Origin of the sequence: Hyphomonas sediminis (assembly GCF_019679475.1) — a bacterium.
GTDB lineage: Bacteria > Pseudomonadota > Alphaproteobacteria > Caulobacterales > Hyphomonadaceae > Hyphomonas > Hyphomonas sediminis.
In genome coordinates, this window is record NZ_JAIEZP010000001.1 from 847,176 (window position 1) to 866,214 (window position 19,039).

At 62.9% G+C, this 19,039-nt stretch carries 23 protein-coding genes; 6 read left to right on the forward strand and 17 right to left on the reverse strand.

Annotated features, from left to right (window positions below; translation table 11 throughout):
* Positions 1–28 precede the first annotated feature (28 nt).
* The 5 genes from rpe to htpX all read right to left on the reverse strand — a co-directional run bounded on the left by rpe (position 29) and on the right by htpX (position 4,222).
* Positions 29–697, reverse strand: coding sequence for a ribulose-phosphate 3-epimerase (rpe, locus tag K1X12_RS04280; RefSeq protein ID WP_220986394.1), 669 nt, complete (start codon positions 695–697; stop codon positions 29–31).
* Positions 698–771: 74 nt separating this feature from the next.
* Positions 772–1,260, reverse strand: coding sequence for an outer membrane lipoprotein (locus tag K1X12_RS04285; RefSeq protein WP_220986395.1), 489 nt, complete (start codon positions 1,258–1,260; stop codon positions 772–774).
* 162 nt (positions 1,261–1,422) lie between these two features.
* Positions 1,423–2,697 (reverse strand): transcription antitermination factor NusB, encoded by a 1,275-nt coding sequence (locus tag K1X12_RS04290; protein WP_220986396.1) that lies wholly within the window; start codon positions 2,695–2,697, stop codon positions 1,423–1,425.
* A 91-nt stretch (positions 2,698–2,788) separates the two neighbouring features.
* A complete protein-coding gene (locus K1X12_RS04295; RefSeq protein WP_220986397.1) occupies positions 2,789–3,157 on the reverse strand; it encodes an endonuclease domain-containing protein in 369 nt (122 codons plus the stop codon).
* Positions 3,158–3,328: 171 nt separating this feature from the next.
* Positions 3,329–4,222: a zinc metalloprotease HtpX gene (htpX, locus tag K1X12_RS04300; protein WP_220986398.1), complete on the reverse strand. Its 894-nt coding sequence runs from the start codon at positions 4,220–4,222 to the stop codon at positions 3,329–3,331.
* A 104-nt stretch (positions 4,223–4,326) separates the two neighbouring features.
* Here htpX and K1X12_RS04305 point away from each other — a divergent pair, with 104 nt between their 5' ends.
* Positions 4,327–4,536, forward strand: a complete 210-nt coding sequence (locus K1X12_RS04305) for a DUF1674 domain-containing protein (protein WP_220986399.1) — start codon at positions 4,327–4,329, stop codon at positions 4,534–4,536.
* Positions 4,537–4,955: 419 nt separating this feature from the next.
* Complete coding sequence (locus K1X12_RS04310) at positions 4,956–6,242, forward strand: hypothetical protein (RefSeq protein WP_220986400.1); 1,287 nt, start codon at positions 4,956–4,958, stop codon at positions 6,240–6,242.
* 68 nt (positions 6,243–6,310) lie between these two features.
* Here the strand turns inward: K1X12_RS04310 and K1X12_RS04315 are convergent, their stop codons facing one another.
* Entirely contained in the window at positions 6,311–7,333 is a 1,023-nt protein-coding gene (locus K1X12_RS04315) for an NAD-dependent epimerase/dehydratase family protein (RefSeq protein WP_220986401.1), read from the reverse strand.
* Between the two features lie 202 nt (positions 7,334–7,535).
* Positions 7,536–8,498 (reverse strand): DMT family transporter, encoded by a 963-nt coding sequence (locus K1X12_RS04320; protein ID WP_220986402.1) that lies wholly within the window; start codon positions 8,496–8,498, stop codon positions 7,536–7,538.
* On the opposite strand from K1X12_RS04320, the gene K1X12_RS04325 reads away from it, so the two are divergent.
* Positions 8,497–8,781, forward strand: a complete 285-nt coding sequence (locus K1X12_RS04325; RefSeq protein WP_220986403.1) for a hypothetical protein — start codon at positions 8,497–8,499, stop codon at positions 8,779–8,781. The genes K1X12_RS04320 and K1X12_RS04325 overlap by 2 nt on opposite strands.
* On the opposite strand, the gene K1X12_RS04330 is transcribed toward K1X12_RS04325, so the two are convergent.
* The 8 genes from K1X12_RS04330 to ykgO form a co-directional block, all read right to left on the reverse strand.
* The gene (locus K1X12_RS04330; protein ID WP_220986404.1) at positions 8,772–9,656 is read right to left on the reverse strand and encodes an SDR family NAD(P)-dependent oxidoreductase; all 885 of its coding nucleotides are present in this window, start codon (positions 9,654–9,656) and stop codon (positions 8,772–8,774) included. The two genes, K1X12_RS04325 and K1X12_RS04330, sit on opposite strands and share 10 nt — an antisense overlap.
* A 99-nt stretch (positions 9,657–9,755) precedes the next feature.
* A complete protein-coding gene (locus K1X12_RS04335) occupies positions 9,756–10,637 on the reverse strand; it encodes an SDR family NAD(P)-dependent oxidoreductase (protein ID WP_220986405.1) in 882 nt (293 codons plus the stop codon).
* 26 nt (positions 10,638–10,663) lie between these two features.
* A complete protein-coding gene (locus K1X12_RS04340) occupies positions 10,664–11,179 on the reverse strand; it encodes a hypothetical protein (RefSeq protein WP_220986406.1) in 516 nt (171 codons plus the stop codon).
* Between the two features lie 37 nt (positions 11,180–11,216).
* On the reverse strand, positions 11,217–11,483 hold the full coding sequence (locus tag K1X12_RS04345; protein ID WP_220986407.1) for a DUF2312 domain-containing protein: 267 nt from the start codon (positions 11,481–11,483) through the stop codon (positions 11,217–11,219).
* Between the two features lie 40 nt (positions 11,484–11,523).
* Positions 11,524–12,468, reverse strand: a complete 945-nt coding sequence (locus tag K1X12_RS04350; RefSeq protein ID WP_220986408.1) for an alpha/beta fold hydrolase — start codon at positions 12,466–12,468, stop codon at positions 11,524–11,526.
* 5 nt (positions 12,469–12,473) lie between these two features.
* The gene (locus tag K1X12_RS04355) at positions 12,474–13,010 is read right to left on the reverse strand and encodes a tetratricopeptide repeat protein (RefSeq protein ID WP_220986409.1); all 537 of its coding nucleotides are present in this window, start codon (positions 13,008–13,010) and stop codon (positions 12,474–12,476) included.
* 58 nt (positions 13,011–13,068) lie between these two features.
* Positions 13,069–13,677, reverse strand: coding sequence for an HAD family hydrolase (locus K1X12_RS04360; RefSeq protein WP_220986410.1), 609 nt, complete (start codon positions 13,675–13,677; stop codon positions 13,069–13,071).
* 31 nt (positions 13,678–13,708) lie between these two features.
* Positions 13,709–13,834, reverse strand: coding sequence for a type B 50S ribosomal protein L36 (gene ykgO, locus K1X12_RS04365; RefSeq protein WP_011648318.1), 126 nt, complete (start codon positions 13,832–13,834; stop codon positions 13,709–13,711).
* Positions 13,835–14,123: 289 nt separating this feature from the next.
* Here ykgO and K1X12_RS04370 point away from each other — a divergent pair, with 289 nt between their 5' ends.
* On the forward strand, positions 14,124–15,281 hold the full coding sequence (locus K1X12_RS04370) for a lytic murein transglycosylase (RefSeq protein ID WP_225907868.1): 1,158 nt from the start codon (positions 14,124–14,126) through the stop codon (positions 15,279–15,281).
* 11 nt (positions 15,282–15,292) lie between these two features.
* Here the strand turns inward: K1X12_RS04370 and K1X12_RS04375 are convergent, their stop codons facing one another.
* A complete protein-coding gene (locus tag K1X12_RS04375; RefSeq protein ID WP_220986411.1) occupies positions 15,293–16,570 on the reverse strand; it encodes an MFS transporter in 1,278 nt (425 codons plus the stop codon).
* Positions 16,571–16,704: 134 nt separating this feature from the next.
* Between K1X12_RS04375 and motA the strand changes: the two genes are divergently transcribed.
* Both motA and K1X12_RS04385 read left to right on the forward strand, forming a co-directional pair.
* Positions 16,705–17,583, forward strand: coding sequence for a flagellar motor stator protein MotA (motA, locus tag K1X12_RS04380; RefSeq protein ID WP_220986412.1), 879 nt, complete (start codon positions 16,705–16,707; stop codon positions 17,581–17,583).
* 68 nt (positions 17,584–17,651) lie between these two features.
* Positions 17,652–18,182 carry a hypothetical protein gene (locus K1X12_RS04385; RefSeq protein WP_220986413.1) on the forward strand — a complete coding sequence of 177 codons (531 nt, stop codon included), beginning with the start codon at positions 17,652–17,654 and terminating at the stop codon, positions 18,180–18,182.
* Between the two features lie 120 nt (positions 18,183–18,302).
* On the opposite strand, the gene K1X12_RS04390 is transcribed toward K1X12_RS04385, so the two are convergent.
* Entirely contained in the window at positions 18,303–19,022 is a 720-nt protein-coding gene (locus K1X12_RS04390; protein WP_220986414.1) for a M48 family metallopeptidase, read from the reverse strand.
* Positions 19,023–19,039: the final 17 nt, after the last annotated feature.

Sequence of the window (19,039 nt, forward strand, 5' to 3'; positions counted from 1 at the left end):
GGCGGGGTCCCGTCTCCGGACTAAAAATTCAGGCGGTGACCTGCGGTCTCAGTGCCCGGATGTTTGCAGCATATGCGTCCGGGCCGCCCTTGAATACGGCTGACCCGGCGACAATTGCGGTAACACCCGCTGCAATGGCGCGCGGGGCGGTTTCGGCGTTCAGGCCGCCATCGATCTCCAGGATGATGTCGCGGCCCGATGCATCGATCATGCGGCGCAGCTCGGCCACTTTCTTCAGCTGGCTTTCGATGAAGCTCTGCCCGCCAAAGCCGGGGTTCACCGACATCACCAGCACAAGATCAATATCGCCGATCACCGGCTCGATCACGCTGGCCGGGGTGCCGGGGTTCAGGGCCACGCCGGGGCGCATGCCGGCGGCGCGGATCGCCTGGATCGTGCGGTGCAGGTGGGGGCCTGCTTCCGGGTGCACGGTCAGGATGTCGGCGCCTGCCTTTGCGAAGTCCTGAATGTAGGGGTCCACCGGCGAAATCATCAGGTGCACATCGAACAGCTTTTTCGTGTGCGGGCGCAACTTCTCGATGACCGGCGGGCCAAAGGTCAGGTTGGGCACGAAGTGGCCGTCCATCACATCCACATGGATCATGTCGGCGCCGGCCGCGTCGATGGCACGGATTTCCTCACCCAGCTTGGCAAAGTCTGCAGAAAGGATCGAAGGCGAAATCAGGACGGGTTTCATGTCCCCTCCCTAAAAGGGAACAGCCGGCCGCACAAGGCGGCCGGCTGCCCGGAAGTCAAAGCATTTCGCCGCGCTTAGCGGGGAACGATTTTCCAGCCATCTGCGCCGGCGATGGCGTTCACCGGGGTGCCCGGCTGGATGTAGAGGTCTGCGCCCTGAACGATCTCGCGCACTTCGCCATTGTCGAAGCGAACAGTGTAGGCATAGCCCTTCTTGGTGCCCATGGCCTTGCCCGCCTCGTTACCGGCGATCCCGCCAACAACAGCGCCGCCGATGGCGCCGGCCGTCTGGGCCTTGTCGCCGCCGCCAAGCTCAGAACCTGCCAGGCCGCCGAGCACGGCGCCGGTCGCGGTGCCGATCAGCGAGCGTTCGGAACGGATGGTCACTTCACGCACTGACTGCACATAGCCGGTGTAAACAGTGGAGGCCTGGCCAACCGAGGACGGGCTGACCGTGCCAGCGCCATAGGAGGAGGCGCAGCCTGCGAGCGCCATGGTCAGTGCGGCCAGAGCGCCGGCTGCCATTTTGTACGGTTTGGCCTGTTGGGTGATCGCCATAGTCATTCGTGTAATCCTTTCGCACTGCATACCCGCGATGGGGCTGCTTATACCGCAGTAGCTGCTGAATGAGATATGAACTGGGCTTCAGATTTCCGTTCAGAAATGGATTACATTTTGGAAATCTGAGGCTTAGGGCTGTTTTGGGCGCCGTTCTGGCCGCTCAGTTTACGCTGCTGGCCGGGTCAGGCGGGCCATGTAGAAGGCGTCGTGATGGTGTCCCGGCCGGGGTAGGGTCAGCACATCGCCTGCCGGGGTCAGGGCCGCTTCAAAGCCGGGGATCTCATCGGCGGTGACGGGCGCGCGCGCCAGCAGGCCCTTGGCGATGGCTGCCTCCACAATCTCGACGCCTTCTGCCGGAACCGGCGTGCAAACGCAGTAAACAAGCGTTCCGCCGGGGCTCAGCATGGCGGTGGCGGCGTCCAGCAGGCGGGCCTGCACGCCGGAGAAGCGCGCCGCATCCCCTTGCGTCTTGATCCAGGCGCCTTCGGGATGGCGTTTCAGCGTGCCCAGCGCCGAGCAGGGCGCGTCCAGCAGGATTTTCGGGAAGAGGGCAGGCGGTGCCCAGGCTTCGCCATCAGCCACAATCACATCCGCGTGGAGCCCCGTGCGGACCAGGTTTTCCTTCAGCCGCTCGAGCCGGGGGCGGGACCGGTCGAGCGCGGTAACGGTTGCCCCCGCTGCGGCCAGCTGCAGCGTCTTGCCGCCCGGCGCCGCGCAAAGGTCAAGGATGCGTTCCCCGGCCTGCGGGGCCAGCAGGCGGGCGGGCAGGCGCGCGGCGGCGTCCTGCACCCACCAGTCGCCCGCGCTGTAGCCGGGCAGGATTTCCACGACACCGCTGTCCAGCTCCACCGTGCCGTCGGCCATCAGCGTGCCGCCGGTCGCGGCTGCGACCGCTGCCGGGTCAGCTTTTGCCGAAAGATGCAGGCGCGGTTCTTCCAGTTGTGCCAGCGCGAGGGCCTCTGCCGTCTGCGTGCCGTAGGCCTGCTCCAGCGCGGCGGCCAGCCATTCCGGCCACAGCGCCAGCGGGCTCAGCGTCTCGGCCGGGCTTGGCCGCTCGCTCACCCGGCGCAGCGCCGCATTGAGGAAACTCCCGCCAGACCGGGCAGGGGCCCACATCCGGGCCGCTTCCACCGTTTCAGACACCGCCGCATGCGGGGGCACATCCATGAACCACAGCTGGGCAGCGCCCGCGCGGATCAGCGCGCGGATTTCCGCCCCCGTTGCCGCCAGCGGGCGCGACAGCAGCGGCGCCACCGCCTGGTCGATCCAGCCCAGATGGCGCAGCGCGCTCGACGCAATCGCCCGCGCAAAGGCCCGGTCGGAGCCTTCCAGCGCGCTGAAGGCGTCATCGGCCACCATGGCCTCGTCCAGGGTCCGGCGCTTGTCCAGCACCAGATGAAGCAACCGCCCCGCCGCCAGCCTCGCCGCCGCGCCGCTCATGCCGGAAGCCCCCGAACCAGGGCGTGACGGTTCTTCATCCTTCCCCGCGTGCGGGGGAGGTGCCCCGAAGGGGCGGAGGGGGCAGGCGCCATCATTGTTTTCTTTCCAAGTTTCTCAATTCCAGAAGCAACCCTTCCAGCACGCCTTCAAGGTTTTCGTAGACCTCATTGTTCCAGACGCGCCGGACATGCCAGCCTCCCTGCTGCAGAAAGGCTGTGCGGCGGGCATCATGCTCCAGTTGGGACGGGGTGGCGTGTGTCGCGCCGTCCACTTCAAAGGCCAGCTTCAGCTCAACGCAGGCAAAGTCGGCAATGTAGGGGCCAATGGGCACCTGGCGCCGGAAGCGATACCCGCCGAGCTGCCTGCGCCGGAGGCGGCTCCACAGAATGACCTCGGCGTTCGGCATCGCCTTTCGAAGGGCGCGGGCCTTGCGAAGTGTCGGCTTTTCGTCGTCGCGCATCCCCCCTCCGACTGCTTCGCAGCCACCTCCCCCGCAAGCGGGGGAGGAGACCAGCCTTCCGCTTCCAGCATCGCACTTCGATCCGGCGCAGCGCAACTTGTTCCTCCCCTGCGCAGCGGGGGAGGTGCCCCGCAGGGGCGGAGGGGGCCTTCAAAAGACCTGACGCTGCCCTCAGCCCCAGGGGCCAGCCGACCGCGCCGCCGGGGCCGGGGCGTTGGAAATGCCCATTTCCCCGGCCATTCGGCGCAGGGCTTCCACGCGGTTTGCCGTCGAAGGGTGGGTGGAGAACAGATTGTCCGCCCCGCGCCCGTTCAACGGGTTGGAGATATACATATGCGCCATCGCGGGGTTACGCTCCGCATAGGGATTGATCTGCGCGCGCGCCCCGCGCTCGATCTTCTCCAGCGCGGAGGCGAGCCAGAGCGGGTTGCCGCAGATTTCCGCGCCGCGCGCGTCAGCCTCATATTCGCGCGAGCGGCTGATCGCCATCTGCACAAGGCCGGCTGCCATCGGCGCAAAGATCATGATCGCGATGGAGCCCAGAAGGCCCGCGCGCTCCCGCCCGAAGAACAGCGCAAAGTTTGCCAGCATACCGATCGCGCCGGCCAGCGTTGCCGTCACCGTCATCGTCAGCGTGTCGCGGTTCTGAACATGGGCCAGCTCATGCGCCATCACGCCGGCCACTTCCTCGCGCGTCAGCATGTTCAGCAGGCCGGTCGTCGCCGCCACGGCGGCATTCTTCGGGTCGCGGCCCGTGGCAAAGGCGTTGGGCTGGGGCGTGTCGATCACATAGACCTTCGGCTGCGGCAGGCCGGCGGCGTCCGCCAGCTTCGCCACATCCTGCCGGAAGGCGCGCAGCATCGGATTGCTCGTCCCTTCAGGCACTTCCTGCGCGCCCTGCATCCGCAGGACCATCTTGTCGGAGTTCCACCACGCAAACACGTTCATGCCCGCGGCCACCACGAAGGCGATCGCCATACCCACCGTGCCGCCCACGAGGAAGCCGATGGCCATGAAGATGGCCGTCATCGCGGCGAGAAGGATGAAAGTCTTGGCCGTGCCCATCGGTGGGGTGCTCCTCATCAACAAGAACGAAGCCTGCGCGCCTTTGCGCAATTCGTATTCGGGTAACTATATGGGAAAGGGTGAACGACTGGGAAAGATTTGGAATGACGCAGCCGCTGCCCGAAGATGAGATCGCCCGCCGCGCTGGCCTGCCCGAAGCGGCCCGCCGCGCGCTGGAAGAGGCCGACGCCCGCAAGGCCGCCGAAGCCCCTGATTCTGCTGCGCTTCCCGAAGGCGAAATCGGCGGCCCGAAGAAGATCGAACCCACCCGCTTCGGCGATTGGGAACGCAAAGGCATCGCCTACGATTTCTGAAATTTAATCCGCCGCCCCTTCGCCCCGCTCCCGCGCGAGGGGCGCCAGGGGTGAGGGGCGCGCGTCCTCTCAACCGGCTCATCCTGAGCGAAGTCGAAGGACGAGCCGGTCCGGCGCTCCGCCATGTGGCCCATCCTTCGACTTCGCTCAGGATGAGTGTTGCTCTGTGGAGGGAATGGTTTGCTGCTCGCCGCCGCTCACGCTCACGGCGTCTGCGTCGCGCTGGGTTTCTCCAACTCAAGGCGCCGGGGAAATTGATGGAAGCGATCAAGCTGCCGCATTTGGGGAGATGAGTTTCATGCAGTAATCGGAGATTGGACAAATGCGGCAACTTGCACTTCCCGTCAATATTAGGTTGATCACAAGCTTTAAAATGGGATCATTGCGGTGAATAAATAGAACAGCAAAGGTGCCGGTCGATGGCGGCGTTCAACGAAAACGATGTCCACAAGCATCTTCTTGGCGCTGGCTTAGAGTCGTTGATTTTGGACTGCTCTGCATTCGACTTACCCGCAGATCAAAATACATCCACGGCATTTGGAGAAGAAGGAGACTTCGTCCTTTGGCGGATTATCAAAGAGCGTGCATTTGCAAAACTGAAGAGACTTCACCAATCAATCAGATGCGGCGACCTGATTGGCAGCAAGGTTCAGCTAAAGTTGGGGGGCGAGGGAGGGGCAATGGAGCTCGACTTCCTCGGTGTACATGAGGGCGGGTTATTTGTTCTGGAGTTGAAGGTCAGTAAGTCCGCTGAGCGAAATGCTTTCTCAGAGCTGTTTGCTTACAGCAACTACATCGCTGGAATGTTTGCTTTATCAGGTCGGCAGGACATTGCAAACGTGCTGGTAGCCAACATTGAGAACCAAATCACTCGGCAAGCTTTCCTCTACGACCTGCTAATCAATGATAGAAACATTGTGGTGTACAGACCAAAATTCGATACCGATCAAGTAAGTAGCCTTAGGCTCGAAATGTATTTGCCAAGTGACGAGGATTTTCGTCACTTTTCCAACGAGCTCTTATCGCACGAATCTATGGCTTGCGTTGTGATTTCATTTGATGATGTTGATGGCTGGTTCGACAGCAATGAGATGAGCGGAAGTCTAAACGATACTACCCTCCAAAACCTTTCAGCGCTCAGCACTTATGCCGCGCAGCTGATGGAGGCGGAAAATCTGCATGGCTTCTGTTTTATTCGCAAACCCTGGGCGGAGATTCCACGATTCTACCGGAACAGCCTCTTCATCTGCGCTGTAAATCCCTTTGGTGCTGCGGAACCCAATCGCTCGAATGAGATCGTCGCCCAGATTGACCCTACTTTTCATTCAGAATTCTTCGCCGCGCCCGAACTATCTTTCGATGGCCGACTAATCCGACTAGCCCAACGCGCTGTAAGCGACTGCCTCACGTACACGCATCAAGGTGAATGCGAGACGCCACGGTGGAGCGCGCTCATTTTGCAGATGCAAGAGGTAGTTTTCACACACAACTTCGGATTCCGTCCGACCGGAATCTTCCGCGAGGCTTATGGCAGTTACGTTGCTTCGCTGTACGCCCACAACCATTTCCGAGAAGGGCACAAGCATGATATTGACAAGCTTCAAATCAACGAAATCAACAACTGGCTTCGCGCTTGGTCATTTATGGAAGGTTGTGGGTTTACCGAGCACTCGCTCGGTAATGATGATGAAGAAAACGAGCAATGAGGCAACAACAGGCTGCTGCAGATACGTCATGCTTTCTAAATAGAAATAGTTGTTCCATCCACAGCCCCTCAAACCACCCCAAACTCAATCAAGCTCCGTGCCCCGGCAATCACGCCCTCTTCGCTCGTGCGCGGTTGCCAGCCCAGCACGCGCTTTGCCTTCTCGCTGGAGATGTGGCGTTCGCGGTTGAGTTCCGGGATGAGTTGTTTGGCGGGTGGGTTGATGAGGGCGATGAGGCGCAGCGCCCAGCCGGGTATGTCCCTGGACGGAACTTTTGAGGCATAGGCTGGGAATTCGCGGGCGATGATCTCGGCGGCCTCGCGGAACCAGATGAACCGGTCGCCCACAAGGAAGCGTTCGCCCGCCGCTGCCGGATGAGTCATCGCGGCCACATGCGCGGCGGCCACATCGCGCACGTCCACGATCACGAAGCCGGTGCGCGGGGTGCCCGGCAGTTTGCCAGACATCAGCTGCGTGAGAATTTCGACCGAGGCGGAGAAATCCGCCCCCATCACCGGCCCCAGCACGAGGGCAGGGTTGATGGTGGTCAGCTCCAGCCCCTGGCCTTCGCCCTTCACATAGTCCCAGGCCGCGCGCTCGGCGGCGAGCTTGGAGCGGATATAGGGCGTCATGTCCGGGGCGCCATTGTCCTGCGACCAGTGTTCCTCCGTGATCGGATTGGGCCGGTCGTTGCCCCAGCCATAGGCGCAGGCCGCCATGGAGGAGGTCATCACCACGCGTTTGACGCCCGCCGCCTTCGCCGCTTTGAGCGCGCGCAGGGCGCCGTCCCGGGCGGGAATGATCAGCTCGTCGGCATTCTTCGGCACGGTCGCCGGAATGGGGGAGGCGATGTGGTGGATATAGTCCACGCCCTCGGCCGCCTCTGCCCAGCCCTTGTCGGAGGTCAGGTCCGCTTCATGGACTTTGATATGGATCGGCTTGCCGGCATAAGCGCTCAGCGCGGCGTTCAGCGGCGCGGCCTTGGCCGCCGAGCGGGCCGTGCCCGAAACCTCATGGCCTGCTTCCACTAGCTGGTGGATCACATGCCCGGCGATGAAACCCGTCGCCCCCGTTACCAGAACTTTCGCCATTTCATCCTCCCGATTTGGTGAGAACGATAAACGATACGTTTTTTATTCACAATGGGGGTGTGGAATTCTGTTCGCGTTCGGGATGCAGGCGGCGCGGGGAGGGATCAAGCTGACACGCAATGTACCCCGAAATGACCCAAAAAGTCCCAAAGAGTCCCTGTTTGTCCTCAAAAGTACACGGTTTGATACGGGGAGTGCCCTGTCAGACAGGCTTTGGCGGCAGTGGGGGCTTCTTCCGGTTCAGCCGGTGTTCCCGCCAGGTGATGTAGAGGGTCGAGGTGATGATGATCCCCGCGCCCAGCCAGACGAACGGCCCCGGCAGCAGCCGGATCATCACCCAGTCGGCCAGCGTCGCCATCGGCAGGCGCACATAGTCGAGCGGGGAGAGGAACGAGGCGTCGCCCACCGACATGCCCTTGATGAAGCAGAACTGGGCGACAAACCCGGCAAACGCCATCGCAAGGATCAGGGCCCAGCCCATCAGGTCCGGGCTGCTCCAATAGAACAGGGCGAAGGGCAAAATAATGATGGAAGACAGGAAGTTAGCCCATACCAGCAGGGCCAGCGGCGCATGGATTCCCGTCAGCGATTTCACCAGCACGATGGTGAACGCAAAGCAGAGCGAGGAGAGAAGGGCAAACAGCGCGCCGAGGTTCAGATGCGTGCCCCCTTCGGCCCCCAGCAGCGCCGGCACCAGCGTCATGATCAGCACGCCCGCAAAGCCGATCACCACTGCGCCGCCCCGGTGAATGCCCACCTTCTCGTGCAGCAGGATGATCGCCAGCAGCGTCACGAACAGCGGCCTTGTGAAAGAGAGCGCATTGAACTCCGCCAGCGGCAGTCCGAAGATCGGCCAGATCGCAATCAACCCGAACACAAACCCTGCCGACCCGATCAGGCTGCGGGTCACCAGCGCGCCAAACCGCGCGGTGTGGATCTTCACGCCGCCGATCCACACGAACGGCATCGCGATCGCAAAAGCCAGGCAACTGCGCCAGAATGCGAGGAAAATCGGGTGGGTATCGGCGGTGATTTCCTTGGCCAGCGCGATATGCAGCGTATAGCCCGCGCCCGAAACCAGCATCCACAGCGCCCCCTGAAGATTGCCCGAAAGGCGCGTGGCCCCTACAGACGGGGAGGGTTCAGAAGGTGCTTTGCCGCTCATGCTGCTGTTTTCACCAGAAGAGATTGAAGAGATCGACCGGCTCTGGAGGAGCCTGCCAGCCGGCCACATGTGGACCGGATGGGCCGCTGTTGGCCAGTCCCCGGCGACGGTCTGGATCTATCGGTCGCGGGCCCATTGGCGCCGCTTCCCGCTGACCCGCACTGAAGCAGGCTATGCCCTCAGCGACGATGCCGGCCGCCTGTTCCGGCAGGCAGCCAGCCTGGAAGAGCTGCTGCGCGCGGTTGAGGCGGTGCCGGGCCTCGCCGATCCGCCTCAGGACTGAGCGTTGGCCTGCTGGGCGAGGCGCATCTGCTCGGCCTGCTCGGGCGAAATGCCAAGCGAATCAAGGATCGGGCTTGCCGCCGTCTCGTCCCAGCTGTGGCGCGGGCCAACCGTGATGCCGCCATCGACGAGGAACTCGCCCCCGGTGATGAAGCCTGCCGCGTCGGAGCCGAGGAAGGCGGCCATCTCGGCAATGTCGCTGCCTTTGCCCACCCGGCCGATGGGCTGCATCTTGCCGCCGGCCTGCGCCAGCATTTCAGCCATCTGATCGGCCACTTCCCGCGGCATGCCGAGTGACGCGCCGAAGATGGAGGTAGCGATAAAGCCGGGCAGGATGGCGTTCACGCGGATCTTGTATTTGGCCAGCTCTGCGGCCGCGAGCCTGGAGAAGTGGGCCACGCCTTTCTTGGCGACGGAGTAGGTGATCGGCGCGTAGCCCGCGCAGACAGCGCTGACTGAGGAGGTGTTGATGATCGCGCCGCCCTTGGCCTTCATGTGGGGGATGGCGAATTTCGTGCCAGCAAACACCTGCTTCAGCAGCAGGTTCATGGTCTGATCGTAGCCGTCGAGGTCCAGCTCCTCCACCGAGGTGTTGGTGCCGCCATGGCCGGCATTGTTCCACACGATGTCGAGCGATCCGAAGGCTTCGGGGCCTGCGTCCATGATGGCTTTCAGCTCATCCATATTGGTCACGTCACAGTGGACAAAACGCAGCTTGTCCTTGCCGAAACGGGTTTCCAGCGCGCGGCCTTTTTCGTCCTGGATGTCGCCGGCGATGACCCTGGCGCCTGCCGCGATGAAGGTTTCCACGCCTGCCAGCCCGATACCGCTCGCCGCGCCGGTGATCACGGCCACCTTGCCCTTGAGATCTGCCATATTGTTTTCCTCCCGTTTCTCCCGACATGCGGCGCCATTCCGCAAGGGGCGTCAAGGGACAAAGATGACGGCAGCGTCAAATTTTGAGGATCGAACGCCCTAGCGCCGCTTCAGGCCAAACCGCTTGATGAACACCTTGTCCAGCCAGCGTTTCGGCAGGCGGCTGGCGATGGTGAAATTGGTCAGCTTGTCGGGCACAGGCGCATAGCGCGCTTTGGGGTTGGGATGGCAGAGCGCCTTCTCGATCACCTGCGCAATCTCTTCAGGGGGAAGGCCGGTCTTCCCGCCGTTGAGCATTGTCTCTTCGAAGATTTTCAGCGGTTTGGCCCAATCGCTGCTGGCATATGGCCCGCTTTCATTGGCCTGTTCCGCCTTGTCCCAGATGGGAGTGCGCACGGAGCCTGGCCCGATGGCGATGGCGTCGATGCCATAGATGGCGAGTTCGCGGCGCAGCGTATCGGTCATCGCCTCATTGGCATGCTTGGTGGCGGTATAGGCGCCGAGGAAGGGCGCCGCGATCCGTCCGCCGACGGACGTGATGGTGACGATCCGCCCCGGCGGCCCCTGCCGGACCGGATCGCTGCCCAGCAGCGGCACGGCGGCCTGCGTCACGCGCAGCTGGCCAAAGACGTTGACCGCAAAATGCGCTTCGAAATCGTCCAGCGGCTGAATGGCCAGCGGACCCATCTTGGCGATGCCGGCATTGTTGACGAGGCCCGTGAGGCGCCGGTTGCACAGCGCCGTTCCGATGGCATCCATTGCCGCGCTTACCTGTTCCGCGCTTGTCACATCCAGCGGGACGGGCCTCAGGTCTCCCGTTGCGCTCAGGCGCAGCGCGCTGGCGTCCTTCTCGGATCGCACGCCGGCAAACACGGTCCAACCAATCGCCGCCAGATGCCGCGCAGCCGCCGCGCCTATGCCGGTGGAGGCGCCAGTGATCAGGACGGAGCGGGCGAGGGCAGGGGCAGAGATATCGGTCATGCCCTGTTATACGCGTGAGACGCCGATCAGTTTTCAGATTTCTTCCCGCCGCCTTCAATCACCGTGAAGCGGGGTTTGGTCTGGCGCAGGCGTGTGATCTTGCCAGGCTCTGGCGGAGACAGGCTCGACGCGGGCACAAGCGTGGGCCGCGCCTTGGTGGGCGGCGGCGGTGGCGCGTCTTCCATTTCGGGCATTTCAGGCGGCACAGCGTCAGCGCCGGGATCTTCGCGCCGGGAGGGCGGCTTGCGCTTCATGCCCATCGGCTTGCGGGTCTGCAGGCCGCGCGAGGCCTTGCCACGGGCTTTCTTGTCGATCTCGCGCAATTTGGCCTGTTGCAGGCTGGAGAGGGCCTCGCCATCGGCGCCTTTCATGGGATCGGCGAAGGCGGACCCGAATTTCTCGATCCGGCCCTCAACCTCTTCAAGGAACTCGCGTTCCCAATCCGACAAAGGTGGCCCCAGGCCCTGCTCGGCAAGCTGGGCAGCGCGCCTCAGCTTCCGCAGCGCGGCGCGTTTCTTGCGCTCGTCGACCTCTCTGCCCATAGGCCTATCTCAGACGAGTTTGCGGCTGGGTGCAATCTCAGGCTTCGCCCAGCGCGATCAGGTAGGTTTCCAGGATCATTTCCTGTTCGTCGCGTTCGGCTTTGTCGATTTTCCGCAGACGGACCACCTGGCGCAGCGCCTTGGTATCAAAGCCGATGGCCTTGGCTTCGGCGTAGACTTCCTTGATCTGCTCGGCGACCTCTTTCTTTTCCTCTTCCAGACGCTCGATCTTGGCGATGGTCTGGCGGAGTTTTTCCCGGGTCGTTTCGTCGATCTTGGTCAGCTCGAAGCTGTCATCGTCCATGGGGTGTCCTTTCCGGGGTCTTGAAGCGAAGGCGAGGCTATTAGCGGGTCTGTGCGGCAAAGGCCAGACGGCGGATGGCGCCGGCAACCTGATCAGCCTCTCCGTGGTGGGGCATATGGCCCTCCTCGGGCAGGATGACGAGATCGATCGGCACCTGCCTTTTCAGCTGGCCGGTATGAATCTTCGGTGAAAGCACGGTGTCCTTGCTGCCGGAGAAGACAGTGACGGGCGCCTTGATTTCCCCATAGCGCCGAGATTGAGCCGCAAGCTCACCATTTAGCGCCGTCATGTCCGCTGCATTGGCGCGAAAATTCGGCGGGCGCAGGAACAATCCGATGCCTGACTTCTCGTAATAGCCTTCCGGGGCAGGGGCGGGCGAGAAGACGTTGGCAACGCCCTGGCGAATCTGGCTGGGGCCGGCAATCGGGATCAGCTGGGAAAAGGCCTCGCCAATCAAAGGCGTAGAACCAATCCCATTGTACCAGGCAGGGCCACCGCTTTCCCACCCATGGGTCGCCGGGGCCAGCAGCACGAGGCCGGACACGAGGTCGGGCCGATCGAGCGCCACACGCAAGGCCACCGCGCCGCCAAAGGAATGGCCCACAATCACGGCCTTCTGGCCGGGGGTAAGCTGGTCGAGCGCGCCCGCCATCTGCCGGGCCTGGGCGGCCAGTGTCTCGGCGCCGTCAAACCGGTCTGACCAGCCATGCCCCGGCCTGTCGGCCATCAGCACGCGCAGGTCGGTCTGCAGGCGCGGCGCCAGTGTCCAGCTGAATTCGCGCGCATTGGCCGAGGCGCCATGGATCATCAGCACAGGCGGGGCCGCCTCTGGCCCGCGCGCCAGCACATGCACGTCATGGCCATCAACGCGAACCATTGCGCCGTCGGCCGGATAGGCCGTTTCCACCTTGGCAGAATACGCGCGGCTGTTGAGGCAGGTGCCCAGCCCCAGGCCAGAAAGCGCCGCCAATGTCAGGGCCAGCATGCGGATCAGAGCTCCACGCCTTCCGCCTTCAGCGACAGGCGCGCTTCAGCAGACAATGCCTGCGGCATCAGCGGATAGACCTTGAGGGCCTCCCGGTAGCTGTCGAGAGCTTCTTTTTCCCCGCCAAGCTGTTCCAGGATGAAGCCCATGCCCAGCCAGGCGCCAAAATGGCGCGGCTCAATGGCGAGGGCCTCGTTCAGGTCGCGCAGGGCTTCAGTATAGTTCTCTTCGGAGAGGAACAGGCCCGCGCGGCGGTGCCAGGCCTCGGCAAAGTCTGGCCGCAACAGGATCACCCGGTCGAGCAGCTCATGGGCAAGTTCCGTTTCGCCGACATTGATGGCGTCGGCCGCCCGGCTCATCACGAGGTCGGCAGTCGGGGAACCCGATTCCATCCAGCTGAGCCAGATATCGTCGGCCACATCGGCGGCTTCGGCGGCGTCCCCGGCGGCTTTCAGCTTCTCGAACATCTCGTCTGAAGGCAGCGCGGCGGCGACAGGCGCCAGCGCCAGCATCAGGAGGGCAGGGAGGAGCCGTTTCAGCATGGTGTTTAATATGCTGCACAATCGCCCGGCGGCAACGGGGCAGCGTCACAGCAACCGCTTAAAGCAGGCCCTGCCGGATGAGTTCGCTCTCAAGGCGGGCGGCGTCGGTGAACAGGTGGGTCTGGTAACCCATCGCCTCGGCCATAGCGATATTGCGCGGCAGGTCGTCGATGAACAGCACGTCGCCCGGATCGGGATCGCCCATACGCGTGCGGGTATAGTTGAAGATCGCGGGGTCGGGCTTCACCAGGCCGATCTGGCCAGACACCACCACTTCGCGGAAGCGCTTCAGCGCCGGGAACATGTCCAGCATCTGCTGCCAGATCTCGGCGGGCATGTTGGAGAGCGCGTAAAGTGGCACGCCCTTGCCATAGAGCATTTCCACGAGACGGTCGGTGCCGCTGACATAGCCGCCAAACATATCGCCCCAGCGGCTGTGCCAGGCGCTGATCTGCGCTTCATATTGCGGATAGCGCGCAATCAGGGGCGCGGCATTGTCGGCAAAGCTCACGCCGCGGTCATGCTCGGTGTGCCATTCCATGGTGCACACTTCGGCAAGGAACCGGTCAGCCTCAGCGGCGTTGCTGAAGACCTGAGAGTAAAGGCGAGTTGGCGACCAGTCGAGGAGGACGCCACCTAAATCGAAGAGGGCAATCTGGGCGGCCATGCTGCCGCCTCAATCCCTGTTCATCAACGGCTCAGCCTTGCTTCGCTTTAAAGCGCGGGTCGGTCTTGTTGATGACATAGACACGGCCCTTGCGGCGCACGATCTTGCAGTCGCGGTGGCGCGACTTGAGCGATTTGAGAGACGAGCGGACTTTCATGGGTCTGGCCTTGGGAACTTTAGGAATTGGGAAAGCGGAGCGCGTAATGAATCCGGAAAGCCGAGTCAAGAACGCTAACTGCGGCGAGAAGGCCGTATGGAAGGTTGAAGCCATGATTTTAGCCGGTTTGATGCGCTCGAAATGGATGGGAATTGCCGCTCTGTGCGGGGCGCTGGCTTCCTGCGCGGCCGGGCCGCAGGCGCCGTCGCCCAAACCGCCGATTACCGGAACGCCGACTCCTGCACCAGAAACCGGCCCGATCACCTATAAATCTTCCGGTCACGCCGCCATGGATGCCTGGCGCGACGACTTCAGCGCGCGCGCGATGGCGGCGGGCAATGACCGCGCCATCGTAAAATCGCTTCTGGAAAATATAAGCCCGATCACGCTCTGGCTTGGCCAGACTGATCTGGTCCAGACGCAGACCGCCCCCAGCGATCAGGCCGAGTTTGCGAAACCGATTTGGGACTACCTTGCCACGCCGCTCGGCGCGACCCGCATTACCTCCGGCCAGCAAAAGCTGGCGGCGCTCTCGCCGACGCTTCAGGCAATCGAGACCAAATACGGTGTCGACCGGCAGGTCCTGCTGGCAATCTGGGGCATGGAAACCAATTTCGGCGGCTTCATTGGGCGGGATGATGCCGCCAACGCGCTCGCCAACATGGCGGTCGAAGGCCGCCGCCGCACGCTGGCTGAAAGCGAACTCTTCGCGCTGATGAAAATCCTCAGGGATGGCGATGCCCGGCGCGCCGATCTCGTCGCTGGATGGGCCGGCGCCATGGGCCAGACCCAGTTCATGCCGACCACCTATGTGGCTCATGCTGTCGATTTCGACGGGGACGGGCGCAAGGATATCTGGAAAAGCGAGGCCGACGCGCTCGGCTCGGCGGCGAATTACCTTGCCCGGTCCGGCTACATGAAGGGCCAGCCCTGGGGTATCGAAGTGCTTACCCCGGAAGGCTTCGACTTCAGCCTGGCGGATGGAACCGAACGCCGGATGGAAAGCTGGGTCTCTGCCGGCCTTTCCCCGATCCGGGGCGGCGCATTCAACACCGGCGGCGCCGATGTTGCCGAGCTGTGGCTGCCTGCGGGCGCGTCCGGTCCGAAATTCCTGCTGTTCAAGAACTTCAACGTCTTCAAGACGTATAACCGCGCCGATTCCTACGCGCTGGCTGTTGGCCTGTCGGGCGACATGATCGCCGGGAAGGGCGGACCGGTCGCGGCCTGGCCAACGCACCTGACCCCGCTGACGGTGGCCGACATTAAAGACCTGCAAAGCGGCCTCAACGCGCTTGGCTATGATGCGGGCACGGCAGACGGCATCGCCGGGCGGCGCACCAAACTGGCGCTGCAGCAGTTCCAGAAGGCGCGCGGTTTCCTCGCCGATGGCTATCCGACCAAGGAATTGCTGGCGGCCGTGAAGGCGGGCGGGCCCGCCATCAACTGACCGGCACCAGCCTAGTCTTCATCGTCGTCGCGCGCTTCGCCCAAGCCGTCTTTCATCCCGAAACGGGCATAAAGGAACATGGCGACAAGCATGCCGGCGCAGAGATAGAAGGGCAGTTCGTGGCTGAGATATTCGTAGAAGAACAGCCCGAAGAAGGGCGTCACGATATAGCCCATGCCGTTGGCTGAAATGACGAGGCCGGCGACATTCCCCTGAAGCTGCGGTGACACGGCGAGCGAAGCGCCGCTGGAGAAGCCGGGCCGGGCAAGGCCCTGGCCCAGCCCGATCAGGAATTGCGACAGGATGAGGCTCGCAAAATCATTGGCGAAGACGATCATGAGTGTGCCCATCAGCAGCGGCACGCAGCCGACCCACATCAGCGTCTTGTTGCGCAGATGCAGGCGCGGAATGATCACCAGCTGGGCCAGCAGCACGGCGACTGCGCCGACCGTGAAGGCTGGGCCGGTATACTGCGCAGCTTCCCGGCCCGAAACACCGAGCTTGTCCATCACCGCAAAGACGAACACCTGGGTCAGTACGCCGGTCACCAGCGACATTGCCACCGCATAGATCAGGAAGGGCAGGACTCTTTCCGAATGCCAGAGGCCGCGCGCGCTAAGCTCGGCTTCAATCTTCACCGCGTCGGCAACCGGCGCGCGGGTTTCCGGCAGGCGCCACCAGACCATTGCCGCCATAGTTGCCGCCAGGATCGCCGTGAACAGGGCAGGGGAGAGAATACCGACCCAGGCAACGAGCGCAGCGGCAAAGGCCGGCCCGATGACGCTGCCGACGCTGAAGCCGGAGGAGAGGAAGGCGATTTCGCCCTGACGCTCAGCCTTGCTGGTTCGGTCGGCCACATAGGCCTGCGCAGCCGGGTTCGCGGCAGAGCCGATCAGGCCGAACAGGGAGCGGGCGAGCGCCAGACAGACGAAAACGACGACAATATTGGTCATCATCCCGGAGAGGGCGAGGCGCCCGGTCACCCAGATGAAGAACATGGAGGCGGCATAGCCTGCCAGGCCGATCGCGGCGACCTTGCGCCGGCCCCAGCGGTTCGACCGTTCGCCCCAGAAAGGGGAAGTGAGCGACCAGAGCAGGGCGGAGAGCGAGAACACTGCACCGGCCATCCAGTCAGGCATCTGCATCTCGCGAGTCAGCTGTGGCAACACCGCTGCGAGCAACATCGTGTTGCCTGCGCCAATCGCCATCAGGGCGAAAAACAGAAGAATGAAGGCGCCTCGCCGGTCCGGCCGTGACTGATTGGGCAGCCGGTCGTTCAGTCCAACCATGCTCTGTTTCCGCCTCCCACGGATTTTTCTCAGCGGGTGCGCCTGAACCTGCCCCTTGTGAACGTGGCTTTAAGACGCGGACCCGCATTAAGGCTAAGCGTAGTTTCCTTGTCCTGAAAGGGGGTACTGGTTTCGTGCTCCAGCTTGCTGGTCTTGTCGTCGTGCTGATCCTCGTGGGGGGTGGGCTTGCCCTGACGGGTGGCCCGGCGGCCATGCATGCGCTTCCCTTCGAGTTGGCGCTGATTGGCGGTGCGGCAGTTGGCACTGTGATGCTGGCAAACTCTCCGGATGTCGCGCGCGAAACGTTCGCGGGCTTTGTGCGCGCTTTCCGGGGTGGCCGCTGGAAGAAGGCGGACTATGGCGATCTCTTCGCCCTGCTCGGCGGATTGATGCGCGCTGTAAAGCGGCGCGGCTTTGTCTCCATCGAGGCCGATATCGAAGTGCCCGAAGAGTCCGCACTGTTCCGCGCTGCGCCGCGCATCCTGGAAGACGTGCCTGCCCGCAGCCTGATCTGCGATGCGTTTCGCCTGATGGCGCTGGATCTGTCGGATCCTCAGCGCGCGGATCAGCGGATGATGGAAGCAATCGATGGCCATATGGATCGTCGGCTGAAAGCGGTCGGCGCGTTGCAAACGCTGGCTGATGCGCTCCCCGCGCTCGGCATCGTGGCGGCTGTGCTGGGTATCATCCGCACCATGGGCGCCATCGATCAGGATCCCGCGATCCTGGGCAGCATGATCGGTGCGGCGCTGCTGGGTACCTTCCTCGGCGTATTCCTCGCATATGGACTCGTTGGTCCGATTGCTGCCCGCTACGGGCAGATTGTTGAGGAGGAGGCCCAATTCCTCGAGACGATCCGCGCGGTGATCCGCAGTTTCGGGGAAGGGGCGGCGCCCTCGCTGGCGCTTGAAATGGCGCGCACAACCCTGCCGCCGCAATTTCAGCCCGATGCGGCCAGCCTCAGCGCGTCTGCCGTGACGCCACTTTCTGCGGCCCGGCGCCCGGCAGCGTGATTTGCGCATTCTGCCCGAGAGGGTAGGGTTCCGGACTTCGTTTCAGACTTTGCAAGGCCCGCTATTCCATGCCCCGATTTGATGAGCTCGTTGCTACCGTTGAGATCTACCAGGCGCTCGCCGAAGAGAATTACAATCGCATCCGGCGCCTCGCCGAAGAGGTCCGCTCGGGCCTCTGCGACTATCTCGGCGCCAGCGACGGCATCTGCGTACATCTTGTGCCGCCCGCCGGACCCTTCGAACCGCGAGCCTATGGCGACCAGGCTTTCTCCATTCCTCCGCGCGGCTTCAGGCCGCTTGGGCCGGTCTCGTTCGGGCTGGCCGTGCGGGTGTCGAAGGGGCAGGACTGGTTGCGCCTGGTGCTCAACTGCCGCAAGACCGGCGACAGTTTCATCGTCCAGATCGAGGAGGGCGCCGAATACGAGTTCCAGCTTCCGATCCGCGAGGAGGATGCTGGGCCGTTCAACGCCCACATCTACCAGCACATACTCGACTGGTTCACGGAGAATATCGAACGCTACCGTGAAGGGTCTTATGGGTCCCGGGCGATCGGCTTCGATTTCTCCCTGCCTGAGTCCACAAGTAGGTTTGACATCTGAGTCCAGAATTGGGCCTTAATGGTGCAGGGGCGCCCTGGGCGGTCAGTTCAAAATTCGTATTCTCCCTCTTGGGGAGAAAATAATTTTCTGCCTTTTTCAGGAAATCCGTCTTGACACGGATTATTGGCCGACGGCCTGCAGTTCCGCTCCGTGGACGCGTAGCCAGGACCGGTGGCGCTTCCAATCGGGGCAGCATTGGGACACCAAGGCCCAGAACCGGGTGGAGTGATTCATCTCCTGCAAATGCGCGCATTCATGCGCGGCGACATAGTTAAGCACGTCGGCCGGGGCCATGATAAGGCGCCAGGAGAAGGAAAGCTGGCCGTCGGACGTGCAGGAGCCCCAGCGTGAGCGGGTATCCTTTACGGAAATTCCTTTGTATTCAACGCCCAGTGTCGCGCAATGACGCTTCACCGCGCGGGTCAAATCGGCCCGAGCCTGCTTCCTCAGGAAGCGTTCTACGCGCAGATGAATGGTTTCCGGATCCCCCGGAACGGAAAGGATTTTTGGCTCGCCCGCAATAATTTTTGCCAGCCTTCCATCGCCTTCCGTCGTAATTTGACAGGGATCCCCCCGATAGTTGAAAATGGCGCCTTCTTCGAAGCTCACAATCTCCGGAAGGTGCTGAAGACGCGAAGAAATCCAGTCCACCCGCTCGGCGGCGAATGCGACAGCAGCTTCCATCTGCCGGGGACTTGGCGCAATGGCGACGGCTTCGCGACGCCGTTCATCCAGCCGGATAATCAGGCGCCTGGCTTTTGCATTGACCTCAAGGCGTACTTTCACCCGCTGACCGCCGGGCGCCTTGAGTGTCATGGTCTGGCCATTGTTGTAGAGCATGTGTAAACAGTCCGCAC